This is a genomic window from Dehalogenimonas sp. 4OHTPN (assembly GCF_040448695.1).
Lineage (GTDB): Bacteria > Chloroflexota > Dehalococcoidia > Dehalococcoidales > Dehalococcoidaceae > Dehalogenimonas.
Map to the genome: position 1 here is coordinate 401595 of NZ_CP159307.1, position 25275 is coordinate 426869.

General features: G+C 55.3%; 21 protein-coding genes, 1 tRNA gene, 1 rRNA gene and 1 pseudogene. 8 read left to right on the forward strand and 16 right to left on the reverse strand.

Annotation, left to right across the window (positions count from 1 at the left end):
* Positions 1 to 15 precede the first annotated feature (15 nt).
* From metK to mtnA, 7 genes are all read right to left on the reverse strand, one after another.
* Positions 16 to 1215 (reverse strand): methionine adenosyltransferase, encoded by a 1200-nt coding sequence (gene metK, locus ABV300_RS02200; RefSeq protein ID WP_353715347.1) that lies wholly within the window; start codon positions 1213 to 1215, stop codon positions 16 to 18.
* Between the two features lie 20 nt (positions 1216 to 1235).
* Entirely contained in the window at positions 1236 to 2495 is a 1260-nt protein-coding gene (locus ABV300_RS02205) for an adenosylhomocysteinase (protein ID WP_353714919.1), read from the reverse strand.
* 47 nt (positions 2496 to 2542) lie between these two features.
* Positions 2543 to 4129, reverse strand: a complete 1587-nt coding sequence (locus tag ABV300_RS02210) for an AAA family ATPase (RefSeq protein ID WP_353714920.1) — start codon at positions 4127 to 4129, stop codon at positions 2543 to 2545.
* Positions 4130 to 4140: 11 nt separating this feature from the next.
* Positions 4141 to 4521, reverse strand: coding sequence for a hypothetical protein (locus tag ABV300_RS02215; RefSeq protein WP_353714921.1), 381 nt, complete (start codon positions 4519 to 4521; stop codon positions 4141 to 4143).
* Between the two features lie 73 nt (positions 4522 to 4594).
* A complete protein-coding gene (locus ABV300_RS02220; protein ID WP_353714922.1) occupies positions 4595 to 5620 on the reverse strand; it encodes a methionine synthase in 1026 nt (341 codons plus the stop codon).
* A 96-nt stretch (positions 5621 to 5716) separates the two neighbouring features.
* Positions 5717 to 6583 (reverse strand): S-methyl-5'-thioadenosine phosphorylase, encoded by an 867-nt coding sequence (mtnP, locus tag ABV300_RS02225; protein ID WP_353715348.1) that lies wholly within the window; start codon positions 6581 to 6583, stop codon positions 5717 to 5719.
* A gap of 221 nt (positions 6584 to 6804) precedes the next feature.
* A complete protein-coding gene (mtnA, locus tag ABV300_RS02230; protein ID WP_353714923.1) occupies positions 6805 to 7818 on the reverse strand; it encodes an S-methyl-5-thioribose-1-phosphate isomerase in 1014 nt (337 codons plus the stop codon).
* Between the two features lie 305 nt (positions 7819 to 8123).
* Here mtnA and ABV300_RS02235 point away from each other — a divergent pair, with 305 nt between their 5' ends.
* The 3 genes from ABV300_RS02235 to ABV300_RS02245 all read left to right on the forward strand — a co-directional run bounded on the left by ABV300_RS02235 (position 8124) and on the right by ABV300_RS02245 (position 13484).
* On the forward strand, positions 8124 to 11165 hold the full coding sequence (locus ABV300_RS02235; RefSeq protein WP_353714924.1) for an Ig-like domain-containing protein: 3042 nt from the start codon (positions 8124 to 8126) through the stop codon (positions 11163 to 11165).
* Between the two features lie 636 nt (positions 11166 to 11801).
* Complete coding sequence (locus ABV300_RS02240) at positions 11802 to 12560, forward strand: hypothetical protein (RefSeq protein ID WP_353714925.1); 759 nt, start codon at positions 11802 to 11804, stop codon at positions 12558 to 12560.
* Between the two features lie 609 nt (positions 12561 to 13169).
* Positions 13170 to 13484 (forward strand): hypothetical protein, encoded by a 315-nt coding sequence (locus tag ABV300_RS02245; RefSeq protein WP_353714926.1) that lies wholly within the window; start codon positions 13170 to 13172, stop codon positions 13482 to 13484.
* 216 nt (positions 13485 to 13700) lie between these two features.
* Here the strand turns inward: ABV300_RS02245 and ABV300_RS02250 are convergent, their stop codons facing one another.
* Positions 13701 to 14456 (reverse strand): class I SAM-dependent methyltransferase, encoded by a 756-nt coding sequence (locus ABV300_RS02250; RefSeq protein WP_353714927.1) that lies wholly within the window; start codon positions 14454 to 14456, stop codon positions 13701 to 13703.
* A gap of 107 nt (positions 14457 to 14563) precedes the next feature.
* On the opposite strand from ABV300_RS02250, the gene ABV300_RS02255 reads away from it, so the two are divergent.
* Positions 14564 to 14986 (forward strand): MaoC family dehydratase N-terminal domain-containing protein, encoded by a 423-nt coding sequence (locus ABV300_RS02255; protein WP_353714928.1) that lies wholly within the window; start codon positions 14564 to 14566, stop codon positions 14984 to 14986.
* Positions 14979 to 15410, forward strand: a complete 432-nt coding sequence (locus ABV300_RS02260) for a MaoC/PaaZ C-terminal domain-containing protein (RefSeq protein ID WP_353714929.1) — start codon at positions 14979 to 14981, stop codon at positions 15408 to 15410. The genes ABV300_RS02255 and ABV300_RS02260 overlap by 8 nt, the downstream gene beginning before the upstream one ends.
* Here ABV300_RS02260 and ABV300_RS02265 read toward each other — a convergent pair.
* The 5 genes from ABV300_RS02265 to ABV300_RS02285 form a co-directional block, all read right to left on the reverse strand.
* A complete protein-coding gene (locus ABV300_RS02265) occupies positions 15407 to 15970 on the reverse strand; it encodes a GNAT family N-acetyltransferase (RefSeq protein WP_353714930.1) in 564 nt (187 codons plus the stop codon). The genes ABV300_RS02260 and ABV300_RS02265 overlap by 4 nt on opposite strands.
* Positions 15960 to 16979: a HEAT repeat domain-containing protein gene (locus ABV300_RS02270; RefSeq protein WP_353714931.1), complete on the reverse strand. Its 1020-nt coding sequence runs from the start codon at positions 16977 to 16979 to the stop codon at positions 15960 to 15962. Before ABV300_RS02270 ends, ABV300_RS02265 begins: the two co-directional genes overlap by 11 nt.
* On the reverse strand, positions 16954 to 17769 hold the full coding sequence (locus ABV300_RS02275) for a PAC2 family protein (RefSeq protein ID WP_353714932.1): 816 nt from the start codon (positions 17767 to 17769) through the stop codon (positions 16954 to 16956). The genes ABV300_RS02270 and ABV300_RS02275 overlap by 26 nt, the downstream gene beginning before the upstream one ends.
* A gap of 73 nt (positions 17770 to 17842) precedes the next feature.
* A complete protein-coding gene (locus ABV300_RS02280; protein WP_353714933.1) occupies positions 17843 to 19150 on the reverse strand; it encodes a TldD/PmbA family protein in 1308 nt (435 codons plus the stop codon).
* 1 nt (position 19151) lies between these two features.
* Positions 19152 to 20528, reverse strand: a complete 1377-nt coding sequence (locus tag ABV300_RS02285) for a TldD/PmbA family protein (RefSeq protein ID WP_353714934.1) — start codon at positions 20526 to 20528, stop codon at positions 19152 to 19154.
* Between the two features lie 275 nt (positions 20529 to 20803).
* On the opposite strand from ABV300_RS02285, the gene ABV300_RS02290 reads away from it, so the two are divergent.
* Positions 20804 to 22298: ribosomal RNA gene (locus tag ABV300_RS02290) — 16S ribosomal RNA — on the forward strand.
* Positions 22299 to 22493: 195 nt separating this feature from the next.
* A tRNA-Ile gene (locus ABV300_RS02295) sits at positions 22494 to 22570 on the forward strand.
* 6 nt (positions 22571 to 22576) lie between these two features.
* Here the strand turns inward: ABV300_RS02295 and ABV300_RS02300 are convergent.
* Positions 22577 to 22804: a hypothetical protein gene (locus ABV300_RS02300; RefSeq protein ID WP_353714935.1), complete on the reverse strand. Its 228-nt coding sequence runs from the start codon at positions 22802 to 22804 to the stop codon at positions 22577 to 22579.
* A 151-nt stretch (positions 22805 to 22955) separates the two neighbouring features.
* Between ABV300_RS02300 and ABV300_RS02305 the strand changes: the two genes are divergently transcribed.
* Entirely contained in the window at positions 22956 to 23141 is a 186-nt protein-coding gene (locus tag ABV300_RS02305) for a hypothetical protein (protein WP_353714936.1), read from the forward strand.
* Positions 23142 to 23339: 198 nt separating this feature from the next.
* Here ABV300_RS02305 and ABV300_RS02310 read toward each other — a convergent pair.
* Together ABV300_RS02310 and nhaA are read right to left on the reverse strand one after the other, a co-directional pair.
* Positions 23340 to 23894: pseudogene (locus tag ABV300_RS02310) on the reverse strand (IS3 family transposase); the annotation flags it as partial.
* The gene (gene nhaA, locus ABV300_RS02315) at positions 23866 to 25206 is read right to left on the reverse strand and encodes a Na+/H+ antiporter NhaA (RefSeq protein WP_353714937.1); all 1341 of its coding nucleotides are present in this window, start codon (positions 25204 to 25206) and stop codon (positions 23866 to 23868) included. The gene nhaA and the pseudogene ABV300_RS02310, both read right to left, overlap by 29 nt.
* Positions 25207 to 25275: the final 69 nt, after the last annotated feature.

Consider the following 25275-nt stretch of genomic DNA (forward strand, 5'->3'; position numbering starts at 1 on the left):
GCGGTTCGGCACCGCCTATGCCTGGGCGCAGACCGCCAGAGCGGCTTTCAAGGCTGCCACCTTGTCCAGGCGCTCCCAGGGGAGGTCAATGTCAGTGCGGCCGAAGTGACCGTAGGCTGCGGTCTGGCGGTAGATTGGACGGCGCAGTCCCAGGTTCTCGATGATAGCCTCCGGCCGCAGGTCGAAATGATCGTTTACGAACTGCATCAACTGCTCCTGGCTGACCCGGCAGGTGCCGTAAGTCTCCAGCGACACAGACAGCGGTTGGGCGCGGCCGATGGTGTAAGACACCTGCATCTCCACTTGATCGGCGATGCCGGCGGCGACGATGTTCTTGGCAACGTAGCGGGCCATGTAGGCTGCCGAACGGTCAACCTTGGTGGGATCTTTGCCCGAAAAGGCACCGCCGCCGTGGCGGGCGATGCCGCCGTAGGTGTCCACCAGGATTTTACGGCCGGTGAAGCCGGTGTCGGAGGCGGGGCCGCCGATGATAAAGCGGCCGGTAGTGTTGACATAAAAGTTGGTCTTATCATCCAGGAGTTCGGCCGGGATGATCGGCTTAATGACCTCGCGGACAACATCCTCGTAGATCTTCTCCTGGGGAACATCGTCGTGCTGGGCGGCGATGACCACGGTTTCGATGCGCTTGGGTTTGCCCAGGTGGTATTCCACAGTGACCTGGCTCTTGCCGTCCGGCCGCAGGTAGGGCAAGACGCCCTGCTTCCTGACGTTTGCCAACTGGCGGGTCAGGCGGTGGGACAAGGCGATTGGCAGCGGCATCAGTTCCGGGGTGTCGGTGCAGGCATAGCCAACCATCATACCCTGGTCGCCGGCGCCGACGGCATCCATTGGATCGGTGGAACCAGCCTTGGCTTCCATCGATTTACCAACGCCAAAGGCAATATCCGGCGACTGTTTGTTGATGGAAACCATAACGCCACAGGACTGGTAGTCAAAGCCGTACTCCGGCTTGGTATAACCGATTTCGCGCACCGTCCGGCGCACGATATCCGGGATTTCCACGTAGGTTTTAGTAGTGATCTCGCCGAGGACGAAGACCAGCCCGTTGGTCACTGCAGTCTCGCAGGCGACGCGGCCGTAGGGATCGTGGGTCAGGATGGCATCCAGAACGGCGTCGGAGACCTGGTCGCAGATCTTGTCGGGATGACCCTCGGTAACCGATTCCGAGGTGAACATGTACTTGTCGGAATCCATAAAACTGAGCATCTTACCTCCTAAGTTCCTTCCTGCCAGGTTGACAGGTATTTATGCTGCTCCTGGGTTAGCGTATCTATTGCTACACCCAGGCTGCGAAGCTTCAGCAGCGCTACGTTGTCATCGATCTCTGACGGCATTGAATAAACCCCGGCGGCTAATCGGCCGCGGTTTTTCGCCAGGTACTCGAGTCCCAGGGCTTGGTTGGCAAAGCTCATATCCATGACGGCGGCCGGGTGGCCTTCGGCGGCGGCCAGGTTGATGAGGCGCCCCTCGCCAAGCAAGTAGACCTTTCGCCCGTCACCCAGAGTATACTCGTCGACGAAGGGTTTTACCGTCCGTTTAGACGCGGCCATCTCCTCCAGCGCCGGAATATCTATCTCCACATTGAAATGGCCCGAGTTGGCCAGTATGGCGCCGTTCTTCATCAAGGCGAAATCCGCCGCGCCGATGACGTGCTTGTCGCCGGTGACGGTGATGAAGACGTCGCCTAATTTGGCGGACTCTTTCATCGGCATGACCGCAAAGCCATCCATGACCGCCTCCAGGGCGCGTACCGGCTCCACTTCAGCTACGATGACGTAGGCACCCATGCCGCGAGCTCTCAGGGCCACGCCGTGTCCACACCAGCCGTAGCCGGCTACAACTACCTTTTTGCCCGCCCACAGGATGTTGGTTGCCCGGGTGATGCCGTCCAGCGTACTCTGACCGGTGCCGTAGCGGTTGTCGAAGAGATATTTGGTCTTGGCGTCATTGACGGCGATGAGGGGGTATTTCAGTTTACCGTCGGCGGCCATCGCCCTGAGGCGGATTACCCCTGTGGTCGTCTCCTCAGTGCCGCCGATGATATCGGAGAGAAGTTCGGTGCGTCTGGTATGCAGGGTGGTTACCAGGTCGGCGCCGTCATCGACGGTGAGCTGCGGTTTAATGTCAAGCGCCGACATGATGTGCTTGTAATAAGTCGCATCATCCTCGCCTTTGATAGCGTGGGTGGAGATGCCGTCGGCGGCAAGTGCCGCCGCTACGTCGTCCTGGGTTGACAGCGGATTGGAACCGCACAGTACCAACGCGGCGCCGCCGGCTTTAAGGGTATAGGCCAGGTTAGCCGTTTCCGAGGTGACGTGGAGACAGGCGGCGATGCGGATGCCGCGCAACGGTTTTTCTTTCTGGAAACGCTCGGAAATGAGTTTCAGGACGGGCATCTCTCTACCCGCCCAGGCGATGCGTTCTTTACCCAGAGCGGCGAGCGCCGGGTCCTTAATATCGTAAGGTTGTGGCATGTTCGGCCTTTCTAATTGACTTGGGGAAACCCCGGCGTCCAGCAGCCTTAATCTTTTATCAGATCAGGGGCGTCAGGCAGGTAATCGATGATCTGCCTGACGTTTTCGGCTACCGGGCGCAACCCGTTAATTATAACACGATTCACGCTCTCCGGTATCTCCGTAACCGGCTCCATTTTGGTCTTCTGGCTGAGATAGACCTCCCAGGTGCCGTCGGAAACAGCCACCTCCGTTTGCCGCCGCTCCAACCGTTTTTTAAGTTCGTCTTCCGGCAATTGGCAGTCCAGGACAACGTATTCGGCATGGTGTTTGGCTGCCAGCGCGGCTGCCTTGTCGCGGTCTGCCCGCCGCAGGAAGGTAGCGTCCATGATGACTCCGTGCCACATGGCGAGTGCCGACTCGGCCTCAGCCAGCATAGAGGCGTAAGTCTTTTCAGTCATCTCCGACGAGTACAAGCCGCGGCCGACGGCATCGCCCGCCGGTTCAGTCAGCGGCAAGCCGGCCAGCTTTTTACGAGTGATGTCGGAGGAAATATACCACAGCCCTTGCCTGCGGGCTAACTCGGCGGCGACAGCCGACTTGCCGCAGCCGGTGACGCCGGAGGTGATGAACAGGCGCGGCTTGTGGCGGGTGTAGGATACAGCCAGGTCGAAATAGCCGCGGGCTTTGTCTAACTCGACGGCTTTCTCCGCGGCGGGCACGAATGGGTCATCCAGTTTGAAGCAGGCTACCTTGGCCCGTACGTGGGCGCGGTAGGACTGGTAGAAGCGGAGAAGGTGGCACAACCCGATGTCGCCGCTCCGTTTCAGATACTCGAATACGAAAGCCTGCCGAAGGTCGGCCCGGCCGGCTCGGTCCAGGTCCATGGCCAGAAAAGCTACCTCTGAAGCGGTATCGCCGTAACGAAAGCGGTCGTTAAACTCAATACAATCGAAGATGCAGATGCCGCTGTCGGTGAAGCAAATATGGGCGGCGTGCAGGTCTCCGTGGCAGTCGCGGATTCTCCCCTCGGTCACCCGCCGGGCGAAGACCCCGGCTTGGCCTTCCAGGAAGCTGGCGAAGAAGGTTCTCAGCCGGTCGAACTGCTTTTGTGATAGGGCGCGCCCGATGTACGGACGGGTTTGCTCGAAATTTTCGTCGATGTTGCGCCTGATGGAGTCCAGGCTGCCGAATTTATCTATTTCACCACCGGTATCCGCCGCGGCATGGAAGGCGGCAACTTTTCCGGCTACCGCCTCGATCATAGCGGCGTCGAGAGTCCAGTCCCGCAGACGGCGGTCCATCATGCCTGCTTCCGGAAGCTGCCGCATTTTAACGGCGTAGTCGACGACCTCGCCCGAGCCGCCCAAAGAGATTTGGCCGCCCTGGTTGGTGACCGGGACGACTCCCAAGTAGGCGTCCGGGCACATTCGGCGGTTCAGGACTACCTCTTTTTCGGAAAAGAGCCTGCGCTTCTCCAATGTGGTGTAGTCGACGTAGCCCAGATTGACCGGCTTTCTGATCTTGTAGGCGTGTTTCCCGGTGAGCAGCACGAATGACATCTGCGTCTGGACGAGTTTCACCTCAGCCGGGGCATCTTCAGGGTAGTACGCCGGGTTCAGCAGAGCGGCGATGACCTCAGGTAACCGGCTCATGGACTGGGGTGTTACTCCGTCGCGGACGCCTTGGGGGCTTTGGGTTTGGCGGCCTTGGGCTTATCTTCAGCCGTAGCTTCAGTTTTAGGCTTGGTCGTCTTCGGCTTGGACTCGGCTACCGGGGCTTCGGTCTCAGGCTTGGCGGCGGCTTTAGTCTTGATTTCGGCGGCCGCCTCCTTGACCTCGGACTTGGCTTCGGCGATCTTCTTCGGAGCGGCGGCCTTGGGTTTGACTGCTTTTATCGCCGCGGCGGCCGGCGTTTCTTCAATTTCATACTTGGTTCGGACCGGAGCCGCCGCTCTGGCGGCGGGATTTGCGGCCCTGGCGCGCTCCTTTAAAGTCTCCTTGCGCCGGCGGTGCTTCATCTGGGCGACGCGGCTTTTTTTGTTCACCTGTGATGCCCCTTTCGATCAATTAGTTTTCTTGCGATACAGACCAAGGTCATTGGATTAAAAGGGCTGTATGTTAAAGGTATCTCTCCCTCATCTTATACGTCAGCTCAACCATGAGTTCCAGCAGCCTTTCGGTGCCTTCCTCGCTCATATAAGCCATACCGCAGCTGGGAGTGATGATGCTGTGGCGCAGGATTTGGCGGAACTCCAGGCCCTGGCGGGTGAAAGGCGCCATAGCCTCCTCCAGCCGGTCCTTGAGGCTGGAGGAAGTCTCCTCCTGGATACCTTTGTCGGTGTTAGGAGCGATGCCCCAGGCGATGCCGCCGCCCCGCAGAATGAAGCGGCAGATCTCTTCAGGGTAGAGGGCTAATGAAGCGGCGTAGTTGTAGGCGTCGAAGCTGATGACGTCAACCGACGTTTCGGTCAGCAAAGTCCAATCAGTATTGCCGCAGCAGTGGATGCCCTTGACTCCCTTGATGGAACCGAGAAGTTCGGTTAGAAGGGCTTGAACGATTTCTTTAGACAGCGGCAGGTAGGCGGAGCCAAAGGATGACAAGGCTGGTTCGTCGATGAATATGACGGTGCGGGGAGATATTTCCTTCAGCAGCGCTTCCTGCCAAATGGTTTTCAAGCACAGCAGCTTTGCCGAAGCCTCAGCCAGCACTTCATCGTATACGGCAGGTGTGTCCAACTCATCCTTAACCGATAAGCCCCAGGTAACCGGTCCCACCACCTGCCCTTTGACGCCCCTGGAAGCAGCAGGATGGTCAGTTAAAAATGAGTGAAATCCGGCGGCGAATTTGGAACTGATGGCGTACCTGGCCGGTTCAGAGGCGATATAATCCCCGTACAGCGCGATCAGTTGATTATCCCAGCCTTCCGGTCTGCGGGCGGTGATTCTTTCTTCGGAAATATCAATACCCGGAAAGCCTTCCGAATACTGAGCGGTCATCAGTTCCCGCCAGTCGCGGCGGGGGAGCTGCGGCCAGGCCGGCAGTTCCGTCAGGTAGCGGGAGATGACCCTGCAAGCCGCCGCCGGGTCACGGTGGGGCATGCTGCCGATGATGGTAGGCATTAGATTGAATTCAGTGTTGGTCATCTTTGCTCCGCGAATGGTGAGTGTATCATATTAAACCATAAACCGAAGGAAGGCGACACGTCGGCTTCATTGTCGCGCGATGGTCGCTTCAGGGTTTCAGCTAATATATTTGCCGATGATAGGCTTCAGGTGTTCCTTACGGTCAGGGGCGATGGTTGCCGGGTCGGTGACGATGGCGTTCTTAAGGGCATCGGGGCAGGCGCAGCGCCTGGATGGCGGCAGCCGGGCGGCGGCCAGTTTGATGATGCGTTTGCTGAGTTCCATGTTCGCCTTAAGCGTCGAGATGATCATTTCGACGGTCACCGGCGTTTCCTCCTCATGCCAGGAGTCGTAGTCGGTGGAGCAGGCGATGATGGCGTAGCATATCTCGGCCTCGCGGGCGAGCTTGGCTTCCGGCAGGGCGGTCATGCCGATGACGTCGGCGCCCCAGGACTTGTGCAGCCGGGACTCCGCCCGTGTGGAGAAGGCCGGCCCCTCCATGACCACGTAGGTGCCACCGTCGTGGACCGTCGCTCCGGCTTCCCGGGCGCAGCCAGCCAGGATTTGCCTCATATTCGGGCAGAAGGGCTCGGCAAAGCCGATGTGGGCTACCACGCCGTCGCCGAAGAAGCTGTTCACCCGGCGCGAGGTGCGGTCGATGAGCTGATCGGGGATGAGCAGATGGCCGGGGGCGATCTCCTTCTTGAAGCTGCCGACCGAATTGATGGCAATGATATGTTCCACGCCGAGGCTTTTCAGAGCCCAGATGTTGGCCCTTACCGGGATGTCGGTGGGCATGATGCGGTGCCCGCGGCCGTGACGCGGCAGGAAAGCGACGCGGACGCCGGACAGCTCGCCGGTGACGAAGACGTCGGAAGGTTTGCCGTAAGGAGTGTCGATGTCGAGTTCCTGTTTGGCGGTCAGCCCCTCGATGTCATAGAGTCCGGTGCCGCCGATGACGGCCAGCTTCACGGCGTCGGTCATACCCTTTTCCTCCCAGTTTTGTTTTTGTTTCATCTGTAAAGAAGCCTTTTTTCCGGAAACGATTGCCGGACAGCGCGTTCAGAATCCAGCGGCGCGCGTTTGGGTTTGATATTTGTCGAAAACACGAACGATTCTCTTATTGCCCGACCGCCCAAAAATGTCAGGCGATTATAGCACACCAGTTCATCTGCGTTGTCAAGCAGCTTTTGTCGTTTTCGGCACTAAATTTTTACCGGCGGTCCGGTCACGCCCTGCTCGGTGATGAAGCCGGTGATGTAGCGGGAGGGGGTGACATCGAAGGCAGGGTTGCAGACCTCAATTCCCTCCGGCGCGGTGCGCTTGCCGTAGAGGTGGGTGACCTCGTCGGCCGAGCGTTCCTCGATGACGATCTCAGCGCCCGTCGCAATTCTTTCGTCGAAGGTGCTTGAAGGCGCGGCGATATAGAACGGCACGCCGTTCTCCTTGGCCAGCACGGCGATGGCGTAGGTGCCGACCTTGTTGGCCGTATCGCCGTTACGGGCGATCCTATCGGCGCCGACAACGACCAGGTCCACCCGGCTTTCCTTGAGGAAATGGCCAGCCATGGAGTCGGTGATCAACCAGAAGGGCACCTTTTCCCGCTTCAGCTCCCAGGCGGTGAGGCGCGCTCCCTGGCACAGCGGCCGGGTCTCGGTGGCAAGTACCTCGACGCGCTTGCCCTGCCGGTGCGCCTCGATGATGACGCCCAGGGCGGTGCCGCGGCCGGTGGTGGCCAGCGGCCCGGTGTTGCAGTGGGTCAGGATGGTATCGCCGTCCTTAACCAGGGCGGCGCCGAATTCGGCGATTTTCCCGGTCGCCTCAATCTCTTCGGTGTGGATCTTTTCCGCCTCGGCGACAACAGCCTCCTTGGCCTCGATGACGCCGCCGGCCTGGCCGACCGCCGCCGCCAGGCGTTCCACGGCCATGAACAGGTTGCGGGCGGTAGGCCTTGTCGCCGCGATCTCGGAGGATACCGACTGGTATTCCCGGCGGAATTTTTCAGGGTCGCGGGTTTCGATCTGCTGGACACCGAGGGCGATGCCGTAGGCGGCGGCCACGCCGATAGCCGGGGCGCCGCGGACTTTGAGGCTCCTGATGGCCTCGGCCACCTGGTGGACGTCGGCCAACTCCAGGTAAACCTCGTGCTGCGGCAGGCGAGTCTGGTCAATAATCATCAACCGGTCGCCCAGCCATTCCACAGGTCTGACGGCGGTCATATCACCCCCGAGAGCTGGAATGAGGTCATTATAGCAGAGAATGTTATCAACGAACGATAGAATAACAAGCTGATGAATCACGGCTTGGTCCACATTCTCGAGTGGCATGATCGGAAATAGTACAGAGTCTTATTGACTTCGCGGTTTCTGGTGCACAGGTAAGTAGTTACTTAGGTATTGGGCCCTTACAAGGTATTGACAACTGATTGGGGGGGGGGGGTATATAATCAACCGCGGCTTCATGTTCGCAAGATAATGACCTTTAACGTTTGAGGAAATTTTAATTTCTTAAACTGTGGAGGGACATGATGAAAACCACTTATTTCCTTGTAAGTGTATTCGCAAGTGCTCTGTTCATAAGCACACCAGTCTTGTCAGATAGGACGCCTCCGGGTATAAAATTCGAACCTCCTGACACCCTGATTACAGTGGCGTCCGATAACGTCAAGTTACAGTTGCCGAACCACCCGGATATGTTTACACAACTCCACGATTCTTTCTTAACCTCTTTTGCGAATCAACAAGAATCAGGAATGGACGATTCTGTATTAGATTCAACCTCAAGTGTTCAAACAAGGATGGTCACGAATACCCCCAATACGGTTGCTCCCGGGGATACCTTTACGGTAAGCGCAAGCATCTATTCTTTGCCGGAACTAGTTAAAGTTATGGATTCTGGCATTCCTATTACCTTTAATTCTACCTATTACCATAATGGGAACGTGAATAATGAATCTGTCGTTGTATATACTGATTCTTCAGGTAATGCCGTTCGTTATTTGACTGCTTATGACCTTTCGGCACCTAATTCTACTTTTGTTGTGGATGCCATATACTTTGGGGATCAAACCTTCCTCGCTTCATCGAACATGGTAACCGTGTCGACCCTCCCCATACTTCAGTCCAGAATTTCCACGACCTGTAACGGTGGTTCAATCACCTTTCATTTGGCAGATCAGTACGCCAATAACTTGCCTAATCAGACATTAAGTTTTACCACGACCCAGGGTGTATTATCCTCATATGGCGGTATAACAGATCAAAGTGGTAACGTGACAACCGTCTTAAGCGGCACATCTGCCGGGGTCGTATCGGCGAGTTTTGGAGGATTCGTTAACTCCGGTTGGGTACACCAGCCGACCATGTGCAGAGTCGTTGCATATCCAGGCTCAACTGGTCAAATCCAAACCAGTGTAAGTGTTGCGACACGTAATACGGCAACTCCAGGAGAAAACCTGACTGTGTCTGCCGCTGCGTATCAATTAACTGGTACCAAAATCCAAGCGGTGGGCCTTCCTTTTACTTTTTATTATTGTTACTATGACCAATACGGCAGTTTAGTTACACCTGTCCCTTCCCCAATTTATGGTACGACCAATTCTTCAGGTGACGCCATTGTGAACATTGCCGCTTTGGGTCAAAATTATCCCAATTCGACAATTTTGGTTGATGCGGTGTTCAATGGGGATCAAAACTTTGCTGTTTCATCCAACATGGTTATTATTGCGAGTCTCCCAATTATACAGAGCATTATTGATGCCACATCTTTTAGTAACAATATTACATTTCATTTGCGTGATCAATTTGGCAACTCTTTGAATAACCAACTGGTGACTTTTACGACCACGAGTGGCACACTATCAGAATACAGTGGTTATACGGATCCAAACGGGAATGTCTCAACCAGTCTAATAGGTACAACTCTTGGAATTGTATCGGCAAGCTTTGGTGGAGCATACGTTGGACCGTGGGTTGACCAGCCTACTATGGCAAGGATTGCTCTGCCAGTTGAGCCCTGGTCCTTTGCGATAATCACAGATTTGCATATTGGACGTGATTCTCCAGGTGGCGACTATGTGTTCCCTGGTTGGGAGAATGACGCAACCGGCTATGAAACGCTCACTAATATTGTTAACCTATACGCAATTGTAGATGAAATCAACGGTAATATCGCTGAGCATAAAATAGCTTTTGTAGTTGTGACCGGAGATCTTACCGAGAGTGCCGAAATTTCAGAATTTAGGGAAGTCAAGCTAATATTAGACGGACTCAATGTACCCTGGATCCCCGTCATTGGCAACCATGACGTTTGGCCTTATGCAGGGGCAGATGAAGCAACGGTGCAAGAGGGCACAGATGTTCATTATTATAATGAATTTCAATCCCAGTACAGTTACCTATCATCTATATTCCCGAACTGGGTCCAACAGGCATCACAGCCAAAATGGGATCCTGAGGTGGGAAGGTCAGTCTACTTTGAGAATTTCGAGTTCGACTACAATGGTTTCCATTTCATGGCATCAGATTTCAACTCGCGTGGCGAAGCAACTTGGCCACTAAATGGCACTCTAGGTGAAGGGGACTTGCACAACTTTGCCGGAGGGACTTGGGATTGGTTCACATGGCGTCTTTCGCAATATGCACTTAATCACCCGGAGAGCAACGAAAACATTATACTATTGGCGCATCATCCAATGCTGTTGGGATTAACTACGATGTTCTCGTTTGGGGAACTGGGAACAATAGAAAACTATTTGGATGATTACGGTTCAAATATGCTTGCTGAATATAGTGGACATATGCATAGAACACAAACGTATCAGATGGGTGATTTCATGGATATCGTAGAGACGAGCGCGAACTTCGAAGCCCCTCTTGCCAGGCTTGTCCGGTTTTCAAGTGGGGGATTTTATGATCATATATTTCTGCCTCAAGGGTATTTAACGATTCAAGCTTCAGGTCCCATAGATTTAGTTATCACCGACCCAGACGGATTTACGGTTACCAACAATAGTAGCCAAATAACCGGGACCTACTTAACAACAGAAGTTAAGGATACTGGCACCTTGATAAACACCGTTAATATTAAGAATCGGAAAATTGGAGAATATCGAGTCCAGGTTATTCCGAACAGCAGTGCCAAACAAACTGATACTTTCTCCTTGAAAATTAATTCAATGGAAGGCTCTTTTGGATATGTCCCTGTCTTAGAAGCGTTGAATGTTCCGATATCAGAAGTGTTGTCCCATGATTATTCCTTTTTCTCTAAAGAGCGCCAAGTTACTCACCTTATTTATACAGTTGAGGTGAATGATCAGAAATCTGGCAATATTAATATTATTGCTTTATTAACTGATGCAACGAATAAGCCACTTCAAGGGAAAGCAGTTCATTTTAACTTTGGGGATAAATCAGTTATAGCCATCACTGATTCGCATGGAATCGCCACTGTTCCTTCAATAATTGGACAAATAGTGGGTGGGCAGTACATGATATATGCCAGTTTTTCCGGTGATGAAGATTATCTTCCATCTGAAGTTTCCAATGCAACAATAGTCCTGGGTTAAGATATAGATATGAGAACCACCAGTTCAAACAGCACTAAGCACCAAGTAGTCAGCATCTCGCCGGTTGTGCCGTTGTTGTTGGGAGTTTTTAGCGCCTGCCTACCGTTCATATTGGGTTGGTTTATCGCGTTCACTTCGAACCGTATGGTTTTACGGATTGCGGTTATGCCTGCGCTGTTAATCGCAGTCTCCGGATTGATCATCGGGATTAGAACGGTAAAAAAGATGCCCAAGGCCTTACCAATAATAGGAATTATTGTTTGTGTTAGCAGCACGATTTGGTTATTATATTTATTATTAGTCGGGTTAGCGCTAGGATAGATGGTTGTTAGTGAATTGAATAGTAACAAGCTCCTTGCACGCCGGAATCGAAATGCCCATGAGGTGGAGGTGAATGTCAGCACTAGTGAGCGGTCACGGACAACTTCAGGCGGGCTTGTGACAGGCACGGGCCGGCAGACACGCACGCGCTAGTCCTGTCAGTGGAATCTAGACTGACAGATCATGAACAACCTGACCGTTTTCTACCATTTTGCTGCAAGTTCACTCTGCACAAACCAAGCATAAGTGTGACCGGCCCATTACAGCTATTTCCAAAACTTTGCCTTCGACTACAATGGGTATCACTTCATAGCTTTGGATTTTAATTCACGCCAAGACGCAATTGGAACATTGCCAGGAGTTGAAGGTGATGGAGATCTGCATAATTTTACCGATGGTACATGGACATGGTTTACAAACCATTTGTCCCAATATGTAGCTAACCATCCCGGATCAAGCGAAAACATTATACTATTGGCGCATCATCCAATGCTGTTGGGATTAGCTACGTTGTTCTTCTTTGGGGAACTGGAAATAATAGAAAACTATTTGGATGATTACGGTTCAAATATTCTTGCTGAATATAGTGGACATATGCACAGAACGCAAACGTACCAGATGGGTGATTTCATGGATATCGTAGAGACGAGCGAGAACTACGAAGCTCCTCTTGCCAGGCTCGTCCGGTTTTCAAGCTGGGGATTTTATGATCATATATTTCTGCCTCAAGGGTATTTAACAATGAAAGTTTCAGGCCCAGTGGATTTGGTCATAACCGATCCGAGCGGGTTAACAGTCAGTAGAGAATCAGGTGAAATTTTGGGGGCATATTTTGCCACAAGTATCAATGAATCTGGTATCCAGGAATACACAGTCAATATCAAGAAAGCACAATCGGGTAACTATAGCATTCAAGTCATCCCAAATAAGAATGCTTTACCAAATGCTACGTTTTCACTCGAAGTAATGGTTCTGGACGAAGTTCTCGGATACGTTCCCATACTGAACATCAAGGACCGGCCAGTATCTGAAGCATCGACTTACTCCGTTTGTTTTGATGATTTGTATGAATAAGATAGAATTTCTGACTATCAGAACTTGAATATAAATGAAAGGCTGTTATTAGAATAATGGCTCACTTGGTTAATAATAATTCCGGCACCTTTGGATGCATCTCAGTAATACTTGGCATTATTGGTATTACATTTCTTTTCATTACAAACTCGCTGAGAATTAGGGCCGACGAAAATTTGGGATATATTGTATGGTTAATTGTTATTGTAATAGGATTTATCATGGGCATAATAGGATCAAAGTCCAGGACAAACATATTAGCAATAATAGGGATGATTTTGTGCGTATTGGGCGCTGTTTTATGGTTGATATTTTTCGTAGCATCGAAATCGCAGCTATAGGAGAAAATGACGGGAAAAACACGGTGCAAACCGAAAGAGAAATTGAGTTAAAAGGGAGAGTGTTTACGAAGAGTTCATTTGAAAACAAATATTCCTCGCTCTGAATTTGAGGTTAATTTTCTGGACCACCTAGTTATTGAATTTAAAAAGAACCGTCATAGATGCACAATGAGAGTTCGATTAAGCAGATACTACCTAATTAGATGCAGTTCTTTGAAGATTGACCTGCCCTTGACCTGCAGATTACATCACCGGTTTAACCAAAACGATGTCAATCAATAATGTATCACCGAACAAAGAGAGTGCTGACCGATTAGCAATTATCTCCGTTATTCTCGGTGGGATAAGTGCTATATTACCATTTATAATAAACATTATTTTTTCTAAGCCAGGAGTAGGACTTGGCCCATTCGCCTATTTAACTCCGTCTTTATTAGGGTTTGTGATTGGGTTAATTATTGGCTTTAGAGGATTAAGAAGCAGAAGCAAAACGCTAGCTAAAGTCGGTGTTTCCGTTTGTTTAGTTGGCTTAACGCTTTGGCTGATGTATAGCCTTTATATTTGGTATGCGTCTCTATTTTGAACAGGTAGAAGATCACACAAGGCAAGCAATAGTGTGACCTGAAATCTGAAGCAAGAATATTCTGTCAAGCACCACTAGCCATACCGATTGCCGCATTGTAAAATGCGTGCAACCCTCAATGTCGGTGTTGGATTGTTCAGTAGATCGGATTAATCAATCTAACAATTGAGGTGAAGTAAAAAGCCGTGGATCCGACTTGGCGCAAGGTGAAAGAATTCAAACCTCGCCGACATAGCTCTGCGCCGTCGTTGACAGCAGCACTGTGCCGTCCTGGGCAAACCGGTTGAAGACATCCGCCAGGTCCTGGATGAACGCAGGATAGCCCTCATCGCCCTTAACCGGGGCGTAAGAGGTTGACAGCGAGTACCCGATAAGGGTCTCCAGATCCAGGAGGCGGTCATTGGGGAAGTCCCGGTGCTGGTAGCGGCCGTCTTTGAAGAACAACCGGTAAGGCAGAGTTTCACCGGAGCCGCCCCCGGAGCCGAGGTATTCCAGGCAGTGCTGCCTGACCAGCGATTCATACTCCGCGCCGAAAGGGGTGGTGACATCACGGACATTCCAGACGAGGACCACCTTGCCGCCGGGGCGCAGGATGCGGCGGAAGTCCCGCCTTGCTTCATCGAGCCGGAACCAGTGGAAGGCCTGGGCGGCGGTGATGAAATCAACGCTTGAATCCGGCAGGCCGGTGGCTTCGGCGGCGCCGTCAATGATTTCGATGTTGGGGACATTTTTGCAATACTCCCGGGCAGCCAGGCGCATTTCCGCATTCGGTTCAACGGCGAAAACTTTCTTCACCTGTCCGGCCAGGAGCCTGGAGAGGATGCCGGTGCCGGCACCGATATCGGCAACGACAGATTCCGGGCCGAAACCGACCTCGGCGGCAAGGTAACGCAGGAAAGACGCCGGATACGAGGGCCGGTATTTGACATAGTCGGCAACCCTGCTGGAAAAACGAGCGGCATTATCCGGCATCGCCGGTATCCCGCCGCATATTTTTAACTATTATCTTCACCGCGGTGATGATAGCATATTTTGAGCGCCGTTTTGACACTGGCTCGGCGGTTCGCTAATCTATTCCAATGATACGCATCCCCTTCAGCGAACTCAAAGACAGAGCGGGATTTGAGCTGCCGGCGCTTTCTTTTAATATCGACCGGACGCTAATCCGCCGTTTCGCCGAAGCGGTCGGCGACGAGTCCCCGCGCTGGCACGCCGAGGCGCCGCCTTCGCTTATCCCGGCGCTGGGATTCGACCGCGTTTATGAAATGCTGGCTTCCGCGGAAGAGGTGGCGGTGCTGCACGGGGCTACCGAGGCGGAGTTCTTCCAGCCGGCGCGCCTGGGGGACAGCGTCACTATGAAGGCCAGGATCGCTTCCGCGCGGGAGCGCGTCTCTGGCGGCAAGACGATGGTTTTCGTCAATGTCGACGCCGCTTACACCAATCAACTCGGTCAGCCGGTGGCGGCCTGCCGCCAGACAGCCATAGTGCAGAAAAATGGCTGACACCCCATTCTTCGAGGATACCGCCGTCGGAGCCGAGTTGCCGGCGCTGGAAAAAATGCCAACGCCGAGGCAACTGGTGATGTACGCCGGGGCTTCCGGCGATTACAATCCCATCCACTACGACCGGGACGCCGCCGCCGCCAGGGGGCTGCCGGGTATTGTCGTCCACGGGCAGCTGGTCTCATCCTGCCTGATACAGCTGGTCACCGACTGGCTGGGGCCGGCCGGCTTGCTTAAAAAACACTCGGTCAGCTACAAAGCAATGACTTTCCCCGGCGAAAAACTGCTGCTGCGCGGTGTCGTCGCCAGGAAATCGGAGGCGGGGGACGGCCTTGCAACACTTTCCATCTGGGCGGAGAACCCCAGGGGAGAGAAGACCGTTACCGGAACCGCCGTCGTCGAACTGCCCCGGCGGCCGGTTTAGCTTTCTTCAGCCGTATCGATCGGCAGCCGGTCATGGTGGCCGGTCATTTTCAGCCATACCTCGCGGGACAGTTCCATGCGCAGGAAGCGATGGCCCCCGTCTTCCAAAACGCCGGCCGGCCGGAAACCGGCCCGGATGAAACTCCGCTGCGCCCGGAGGTTGTCTTCCAGGGTGCGCAGCTTCAGCTTCTTCAGGCCGGTGCAGGAAAAGATGTATTCGACAAACTGGGATAAAGCGGCGGCGCCGTAGCCCTTGCCCCAATAGTCGCGGCGGGCGATGTTGATGCCCACCTCGCCCTCGGCTTCGTCATGCCTGATGTTGTGACAGGCGCAGTCGCCGATGCAGAGGCCCTGTTCGGTCTCGATGGCGAAATGGAGGCGCCCCGGCCAGCGGTTCTTGAAGACCTCGGCGTACTCTTCCTGAAACTGGGCGAAGGACAGGGTAACGGCTTCCTTGGCGTGGAGGGTGGCGAACTCCGGGTCGGTCTGCCACTGGTAATCAAGTTCGGCATCCTCCAGGCGCTTCGGCCGGAGGGTCACTTTCGGCAGTTCAGCCGGCATACGTCTCCCCGTCCCAATACCGCTCTTCCTCTTCGGTGTCAACCGGCCTGACAGTTTCGATCTCACCGGACAGCAAGCCGGCGGCTTCGGCCAGGTCTTCCAGCGCCTCGGCGGCCATCTCCCTTACCGCCTCATCCTCAGACCGGGTGAGTTCCTCCAGGTGGGCTTTGGACAATTTGCCGCCGACCTTGCCTAATGCGGTGATGGCCGCCAGCCGGACCTCGGCATCGCAATCCGCGGTAAGCCGGATAAGGCAGGGCACCGCCCGCTCGTCTTCGTATTCGCCGAGGGCCGCCGCCGCCTCGTATCGGATCTCCGGCAGTTCGGAGGTCGTCTCATCCAGCAGCGTGTCCAGCCAGGTAGAGTCCAGATTGCGGCCGGCGGCGAACAGGGCGGCCGCTCTGAGTTCGGGGTCGCCGGAATCATAAGCGTCGGTGATGGCCTGCCTGACCTCATGCCGCGACAGATAGGCCGCCGCCTCCAGCGCCCGCCGCCGCACCACGGTTTCCTCCCCGGCGTCAGCGAAGACGCCGAGCAGGCTGGCCGCCAGGAGTTCTTCAGCCTCCGGGCGCAGCTTGCCGTGTTCGGCCAGCATGGCGAATTTACCCAGCGCCTCCGCCGCGGCGGCGCGCACCCCGGCATCAGGATCGGAACGCATGACCGGGATGAATTTCCGGATGAGAGTGGGGTCCTCGGCCTCCCAGAGGCCGCGAAGGGCGGCGGCGCGCACCGCAGGCAGGTCATCGGCCAGCATGACACGGTAGAGGGCGGAGAAATCCAGCGTGGCGTCATCCTCAGCCAGTTCCTCCATGCGTCCCAGCAGGCCGGCCTTAACCTCGGCGGCAACATCCGGCCAGCAGCCTTTGAAAAGCGCCTGGTCCTCCGGCCCCGCCAGCGACAGCGCGGCGATTTCTGAATTCGACAACTTCCGGTCGCCCTCCGTCAGCTTTTGGAGGGCGCTTTGGAAAGATGGTTTTTCAGCATTAGTTTTGCGACCCGGGGCTGCCATCCTCTTCCTCCTCCTCATTTTCACCCCGTTCCCAGATAGGTTCCGTGAAATAGTCGATATAGTCGCCCATAGCCTCGGCGGTCATTTCCTTGAGGCGGCCGGCGGCTTCCGCCGCCTGTTCTTTGAGTTCAGCCAGGTCAACTTCAATGTCCAGCATCTTCTGCATCGCTTCGGCGATGGCCAGGGCGGCGGTGGGGTTGGGGAAGCGCGAGGCGTAGTGCGGCACTTCACCCAGCAGGCAGACGGCATCCAGCCGCCGCTCCTTGGCCACGCCGAGCAGCAGGCCGTTCAGGCCGGAGATCTGCAGGTCGCCGCCCATGACCAGCCGCTGCGCCTTGAGGTCTTCCAGGATGGCATCGCGGGTGGCGGCTCCCCAGACCCTGGGCTGCTCCGAGTGGTGGATCCGGGTCAGGGCGGCGGCGCAGGTGTAAAGGCGTTTGACGCCGAAACGCTCGGCGACATCAATGACGGCGTGGGCCAGTTCATAGGTCTTGGACGACGGCTGGTCATCGCCCAGAAAAAGGATCAGATCGCGCTTGCCGGGCTTGTTCTTCCAGTAGAAGAAGCGGCTCTCCGGGAACTGCGGCGACTCCACCAGGTTGTCCCGCACCAGCACGCCGATGGGATCAAAAAAATAGGGGGCGATGACCTCGGCCAGCGGCCTCGGATTAAGTTTGTGCGCCAGGTAGGTTCCGGTGATCATGGCCACATTGGCGATGCCGGGCCAGGCGGCCAGCATGTTGGGCTCATGAAGCTTGGGACGGGCGTGGATCTTGATGAGGCCGCTCAAATGTTGACGCTCCTGCGCTTAAATATTTTCAAATGCCGCCCACCGGCATATCTTCGGTCTTCAAAACCGGGCATCATTTAGCCGCCACCGGTACCGCCGGGCAGAAGATCGAGGGGGTAAAGACGCCGCCCTGCCAGCGGGCGTCGGCGCCGACGGTGATGCCGGACAGCAGCTTGTAGACATTGCCGGCGACCACCGTATCCTTGACCCGGCCGACGATCTCGCCGTTTTCAACCTTGTAGCCCAGCAGGACATTGCCCGAAAAATCGCCGCCCAGGACGTTGCCCTGCTCGGCGCCCATCAGGTACTCAACCACCAGCCCCTCTTTGATGCCGGACAACAGCGATTCGAAACTCGCCTGGCCGGAGGCCACCACCAGGGCGTTGACCGACGGCGCCGGGGCGCCGCCGCGGCCGCGCGAGCCGTTGCCGGTGGAGGTCTTGCCAGCTTTGGCCGCCGTTTTCAGATCGTAATAGAAATTGGCGACGCGGCCGTTTTCAATGAGCGGGGTGCGGCGGCAGGGCACGCCCTCGTCGTCGCAGGGGCGGGAGGTGGGACGCATCGGGATGGCGGCGTCGTCGTGGAGCGAGAACTTCTCGTCCAGCACGACCTCTCCGAGGCGCTGGGACAGGGGGGAAGCGCCCTCGAAGACCAGTTTGCCGTTCAGGGCCGAGGCCAGCGCCGGGATGAAAGCCGAGACGACGCCGGACGGGGTGAAGAGCACCGGCAGTTCTCCCGACCTGACCGGGGCGTTCCTGCCGGCTCGGTCAAGTTGAGTCAGGGTGTTTCCGATAATCCGGTCAACGTCTTCAATGACCCGGCAGTCATCCAGGTCGTCGCCGACGAAAAGCATGTCGGTGCCGCGGACACGGGTGCCCTGGAGGCCGAGGCCCATGACCGTTTTCCGGTAACGGATATCGGCGCCGCGGGAATTCATCACCCGCACCGAGACCTCTGCCGTCTCCACGCCGCCGTCGCACAGCACATCGGGGTGTTTTTCGGTGACGGCGGAGATCATCCGCTCGCCGAGTTCCACCATCCTGGCCGCCGGTACTTCTAGCACCGCCGGATCATAGGTGTCTACAACGGGGTACGGCGCGGCCGCCGGCAGGTCGAAATCGACCACCTGGCCGAAACGGGCCGTTTCGACAGCCATCGCCAGCAATGCCTCGCCGTCATCGGGCCGGGTAGAGACGGCAAATCCCAGCCGCCCGTCCTTAATGAGGCGCAGGGCGACGCTGGAACTCTGCCTGGTCTGCAGGCTCTTGAGACGGTTGGCCTCGAAATGGACCGGAGTCTCCTCGGAATCTACGATAAACAGGTCGGCCTGCCCGGCAATTTTGGCCGCCCGTTTCAGGAGGCGTTCGAAATTGTAAGCCATTCTAACGGCCTCCTACCAGGCATTTCTGGATGCGGATGTGGGGCGAGCCGTTGGACACCGGCAGGGGCGATTGGCCGCCCTTGCCGCAGCCGCCGCCCTGGTTCATGTCCAGATCGTTGCCGATGGCGTCTATTCGTTTCAGCGTCTCGAAGACGTTGCCGGAGAGGACCACCGGCCGCAGCAGTTCCTCGACCCGGCCGTTCCTGATCATGAAAGCCTCGCCGGCGGAGAAGGTGAACATCTCCATGGAGGTCGTACCGCCGTACCAGTTGCGGGCGTAGATGCCTTCTTTAATATCGCCGATCATCTGGTTAAATGTAACATCCCGCGGTTCGATGTAAGTATTGGCCATGCGCACGATGGGCGGGTGGCGGAAGGAAATAGCCCGGGCGTTGCCCGAGGGTTTCTCGCCCATCCTGGCAGCCGTTTCCCGCGAATGCAGCCGCCCGGTGAGCTTGCCTTCGCGGATGAGGTGGACGCGCTGGCCCGGGACACCCTCGTCGTCGTAGGCGTAGGAGCCGCGCAGGTTGCCGATCGTGGCATCGTCGATGATATTGAGGTGCCCGCCGCCGAACTCGCGGCCCAGCACCATAACTTCCTTGAGCTGGGGATTCTCGTAAATGTGGTCCGCCTCTGAAAGGTGGCCGAAGGCCTCGTGGACGAAGACGCCGGCCAGCACCGGGTCCAGCACCACGGTGTATTCGCCGCCTTTGGCCTGGGGCGCCTTCAGGAGGGCCACCGCCCGCTCGGCGGTCTCCCTGACCCGGGCATGGAGACCCTTGATCTCCTCGAAATCGCCGCGGGAGCCCATAGAAATGCCGGACTGCTGCACCTCGCCGGAGCCGGCGGCCACCGCATTGACCCGCAGGGTGATGTCGGCGCGTTCCTGGCGGATGACCGAGCCGTCCGAGTTGACCAGGACGCAGCGGCGGCGCGAGTCGCCGTAGCCGATACTGGAGGTCTGCAGCCCGGAGACTGACCACATTGCCTGATTGTACTCATCGAGGAGGGCTTTTTTATCGGCCAGGCTGATTCGCCGCGGGTCGTGTTGTTCGTCGATGACGACCTCGGCAATAACCGCCGGCGCCGGGGTGAAGGCGCTTTTCCCCTTGCCCGCCAGCCGGGCCTGTTCGACTGCCTGGGTGACGCGCTTTTCGATATCCTCAAGAGAATTGAAGGTGACAAAGCCCCAGCCGCCGTCAACCAGGGCGCGGACGTTGCCGCCGGCGTCCCGGCTGCGGGTGGCGGCCTCAAGCTCCCGGCCGCGATAGGAAACGGCTGAGGCCTCAGTCTCCTCCAGGCGGATCTCGATGTGGTCGGCGCGGTAACTTTTCAATGTGCCGGCGAGGCGCTCGGCGATAGAATCGATATCTGGCATGTTCATTCCTATTATGGGGATAATTAAAGTGTAAGGCGGCATGGTCAAGGTGTCAATTTCCATCGACGCGGCTGAAAAGCGACTCAGGCGGCGGACTTTGTTTTTATGAAAACCAGAATGACGTACGGATAAACGTCGGAGGGATCAATTCCAGGTCTTGACACTGATTATACGGCTATGATATTATTTCAATTCGTCAGCGATTGACGGAGCACCTTAACAACTGGATAGCGGAAGGAAAAGCCAATTTTATTGCAGCGTAAATTCGTTTAAATAGCCTGGAGAGTTTGATCCTGGCTCAGGATGAACGCTAGCGGCGCGCCTTATGCATGCAAGTCGCACGGTCCCGCAAGGGACAGTGGCAAACGGGTGAGTAATGGATAAGTAACCTGCCCTTAAGTGGGGGATAACACTTCGAAAGAAGTGCTAATACCGCATGTGGTGCTCTTTCACAAGAAGGATCACTAAAACCGCAAGGTGCTTGAGGAGGGGCTTGTCTCCGATTAGCTAGTTGGTGGGGTAACGGCCTACCAAGGCGATGATCGGTAGCTGGTCTGAGAGGATGGTCAGCCACACTGGGACTGAGACACGGCCCAGACTCCTACGGGAGGCAGCAGCAAGGAATCTTGGGCAATGGGCGAAAGCCTGACCCAGCGACGCCGCGTGAGGGATGACGGCCTTCGGGTTGTAAACCTCTTTTCTCAGGGAAGAATAATGACGGTACCTGAGGAATAAGTCTCGGCTAACTACGTGCCAGCAGCCGCGGTAATACGTAGGAGGCGAGCGTTATCCGGATTTATTGGGCGTAAAGTGGGCGTAGGTGGTCTTTCAAGTCGGATGTGAAATCTCCCGGCTCAACTGGGAGGGGTCATCCGATACTGTTGGACTTGAGTACAGCAGGGGAAAATGGAATTCCCGGTGTAGTGGTGAAATGCGTAGATATCGGGAGGAACACCAGAGGCGAAGGCGATTTTCCAGGCTGAAACTGACACTGAGGCCCGAAAGCGTGGGGAGCGAACAGGATTAGATACCCTGGTAGTCCACGCCTTAAACTATGGGTACTAGGTATAGGGAGTATCGACCCTCTCTGTGCCGAAGCTAACGCTTTAAGTACCCCGCCTGGGGAGTACGGTCGCAAGACTAAAACTCAAAGGAATTGACGGGGGCCCGCACAAGCAGCGGAGCGTGTGGTTTAATTCGATGCTACACGAAGAACCTCACCAAGGCTTGACATGTTAGAAGTAGTGAACCGAAAGGGGATCGACCTGTCAAATCAGGAGCTATCACAGGTGCTGCATGGCTGTCGTCAGCTCGTGCCGTGAGGTGTATGGTTAAGTCCTGCAACGAGCGCAACCCTTATTGCCAGTTATATTCTCTGGCGATACTGCCTCGCAAAACGGGGAGGAAGGTGGGGATGACGTCAAGTCAGCATGGCCTTTATGCCTTGGGCTACACACACGCTACAATGGGCGGCACAATGGGTTGCCACCGGGTGACCGGGAGCTAATCCCCAAAACCGCCCTCAGTTCGGATCGCAGGCTGAAACCCGCCTGCGTGAAGTCGGAGTTGCTAGTAAACGCGTGTCAGCATAGCGCGTTGAATACGTTCTCGGGCCTTGTACACACCGCCCGTCACGTCATGAAAGCTGGTAACACCTGAAGTCGATAGGCTAACCCGCAAGGGGGGCAGTCGCCCAAGGTGGGACTGGTAATTGGGACGAAGTCGTAACAAGGTAGCCGTAGCGGAAGCTGCGGCTGGATCACCTCCTTTCTAGGGAGCTTGAGAGCTTCGGCTCTCCACTCCTAGGTCGGTCTCCGGCGCAAGCCGGAGTAAAGATTGGCCTAATTTTTCCTTCCGCTATCCAGGGGTTAAGGTGAAACTGTTTATACAGGCTTTTTCAATATGCCGGCGCTTGATTTTGGCCTCGGCCGTGGGTTAAAATTAACCTCGCTTGTTTCACCCCCCGGGCCATTAGCTCAGCTGGTTAGAGCGCGGTCCTGATAAGACCGAGGTCCTTGGTTCGAGACCAAGATGGCCCACCACCAAAGCTAAACTGGCTGCCGAGAGAACCGGGGAAGCTCGAAAATTCCCTGATTCTCGGCAACGTGGATCTGGTCGAACTGATCCTTGCCATCCTGGGAGATGACGTGGCCAGGAAATTCAAAAACCGTCACAAACCCAACGACCAGCTCTTCTCGGATTACCTCGACGTCATCTTCAACAGTTATTCTCCGCCATATTTCAAAGAAGCCAAGAGAGTACTGGGTCAGTACCAAGTCTTTCCTTTTAGAGGCGGCACCGTCGGCCGAAAACTTCGCCCGCTTTTTCACCCGCTATCGAGACCTGAAAGCCAATTCGAGAGCGCGTTACTACAGCGCTTTTTCGGCCTTCTTCAAGTGGTACTCTGGGGAAAAGCTTCCCTTCAGTGTGAAAACGCCCAAAATCGCCCCACAATCGGTCAGCGACGAGGAAGTCACCGCTCTAAAGCAGGCCATCAGCGATAAACGCTCCCATGCCAATGAAATTGAGCGCGATCTGCTGATCATCGACATGATGTGCATGGCCGGCTTGCGGCGGGGTGAGGTGGCCGGGCTGCTCCTGAGTCACCTTTAAAGCGTTTCTAAGACTTGGAGAGTACTGGCGCCATATGTCTCTGGTGGGCAACAGATTTACATTGGAAAAAATTGAGAAAGCGTTCGAGAGACTATGGCGGTCTCTGGATGACTTAATTCCGTTCCTTAAGATCGAGTTTGGTTGTGCCCCAGATCAAGTCAGAGCAAAAAACCCGGAATATTACTTCGATCCACTTGATATCAAGTCTATGACATCGTTTGATGGGATGCTGCGAGCCACCAGGAGAGCCGGGCATTCCCGGGTGAACTCATCGATAATGGTCAGTATCCTGAATGCTTTGCCGTTTTCCGTCCTGCATTTTACAAAATCGTAGCTCCAGACATGGTCCTTGTGTTCCGGTCTTAAGCGGATACACGAGTTTTCGTTCAGCCATAGTCTCTTACGCCTGGGTTGCTTCTGGGGCACCTTGAGACCTTCCTGTCGCCATATTCGTTCCACTCTCTTGTGATTCACTCTCCAACCTTCTGACTTGAGCATCGCCGCGATCCGGCGGTAGCCATACCGGCCAAACTTGGTGGCCAAGTAAATGATATCAGTCCTTAGCCTTGCCTCTTCGGCACCTGGGTTTTGGTTCCGCCGCTGAGTAGATCTCGTCTGACCTAACACCGTACATGCCCGCCTCTGGGAAACCTTCAGCTTATCCTGGATCTTCGTGGTCGCTTGACGTCTCTTGTGTGGATTTAGAAGTTTCCGAGCGGCTTCCTTAAAGATTCTCGTTATTTTCAAGCTGGCACGTTGGCGGAGGCAGCCGCCAGAGGTAAAACACCCCGGCGGCACCGGCGACGAGTGAGGCGCTGACGACAGCCAGCTTGGCTGAGTCGATCTGACCGGCATCGGTGAAAGCCAGGCCGGTGATGAATATTGACATGGTAAAACCGACTCCGCCTATGATTCCGGCGCCAATGATATGCCGCCATTCGCAAGAAGCTGGTTTGGAAATCCAGCCAAATTTGCTGATTAAAAAGGTTAACCCGATAATCCCTAATGGTTTGCCGATAATTAAGCCTGCCATGATGCCCCACGCCACGGGTTGTATCAGGTCGACGCCGCTGCCACCCAGCGCCACGCCTGCATTAGCCAGGGCGAACACAGGCATGATCAAATAAGCGCTGATAGGATGGAGTGTGTGCTCCAACCGCAACAGAGGGTTCTGGACATGTTCATATGCCTCGCCGATCTTTTCAACGGCTTCTTGCTGCGTGGATGTTAGCAAGATGTTTTTTCGCTTACCCTCGGCCTCGCCGAATACATCCAACTCAAGGCGGCAAGTATCGACGAACACATCATTGGAGATCTTTTGTCGCACCGGGATGGTGAGGGCGAGAATCACCCCTGCAACGGTGGCGTGGATTCCGGATTGAAAGACCAGGTACCAGAGCACCAAACCGAGAATCATATACGGCATCAGTGTCTTGACACCACCAGCGTTGAGAGCGATCAAACCGCCGATTATAATTGCCGCAAAGCCCAGCGAAGCCCAATCCAGGTTACTGGAATAACCAATCGCAATTACCATGATAGCACCCAGGTCATCAATGACCGCCAGGGAAACCAGGAACACTTTCAATGCCACCGGAACCCGGTTACCTAATAGCATCAGAAAACCGAGGGCAAAGGCGATATCGGTAGCCATCGGGATGCCGAAACCGTGGGGGTTACCGCCTTCTCCAAGATTTAACCCGAGGTAAATTAACGCAGGGACGATCATACCGCCGAGAGCGCCTATGACCGGGAAGGCGGCCTTGGCAGGTGAGGATAACTCTCCGACCAACAACTCGCGCTTAATTTCCAATCCAATAAGCAAGAAAAACAGTGCCATCAGCCCATCGTTGATCCAATGGCCAAGCGAAAGGTTAAGGTGGAAATTACCGACGCTAATTCCTGCCTCGACATGAAGGACATCGAAATATTGCGTTGCCAGCGGTGAGTTGGCGATGATCATCGCTGCCACCGCCGCTCCGAATAGCAATATGCCGCCGGTCGATTCCCGCCTTAGAAAACGTTCAATGGCGCTGATAAATCTCAGCCTGCCTGACAAACCCATTTCCCCGCCTAAATTAGCGTTAAAGCGTGCTATTTTACCAGTAACGCTCTTGTCGATGCCACCCCGTCC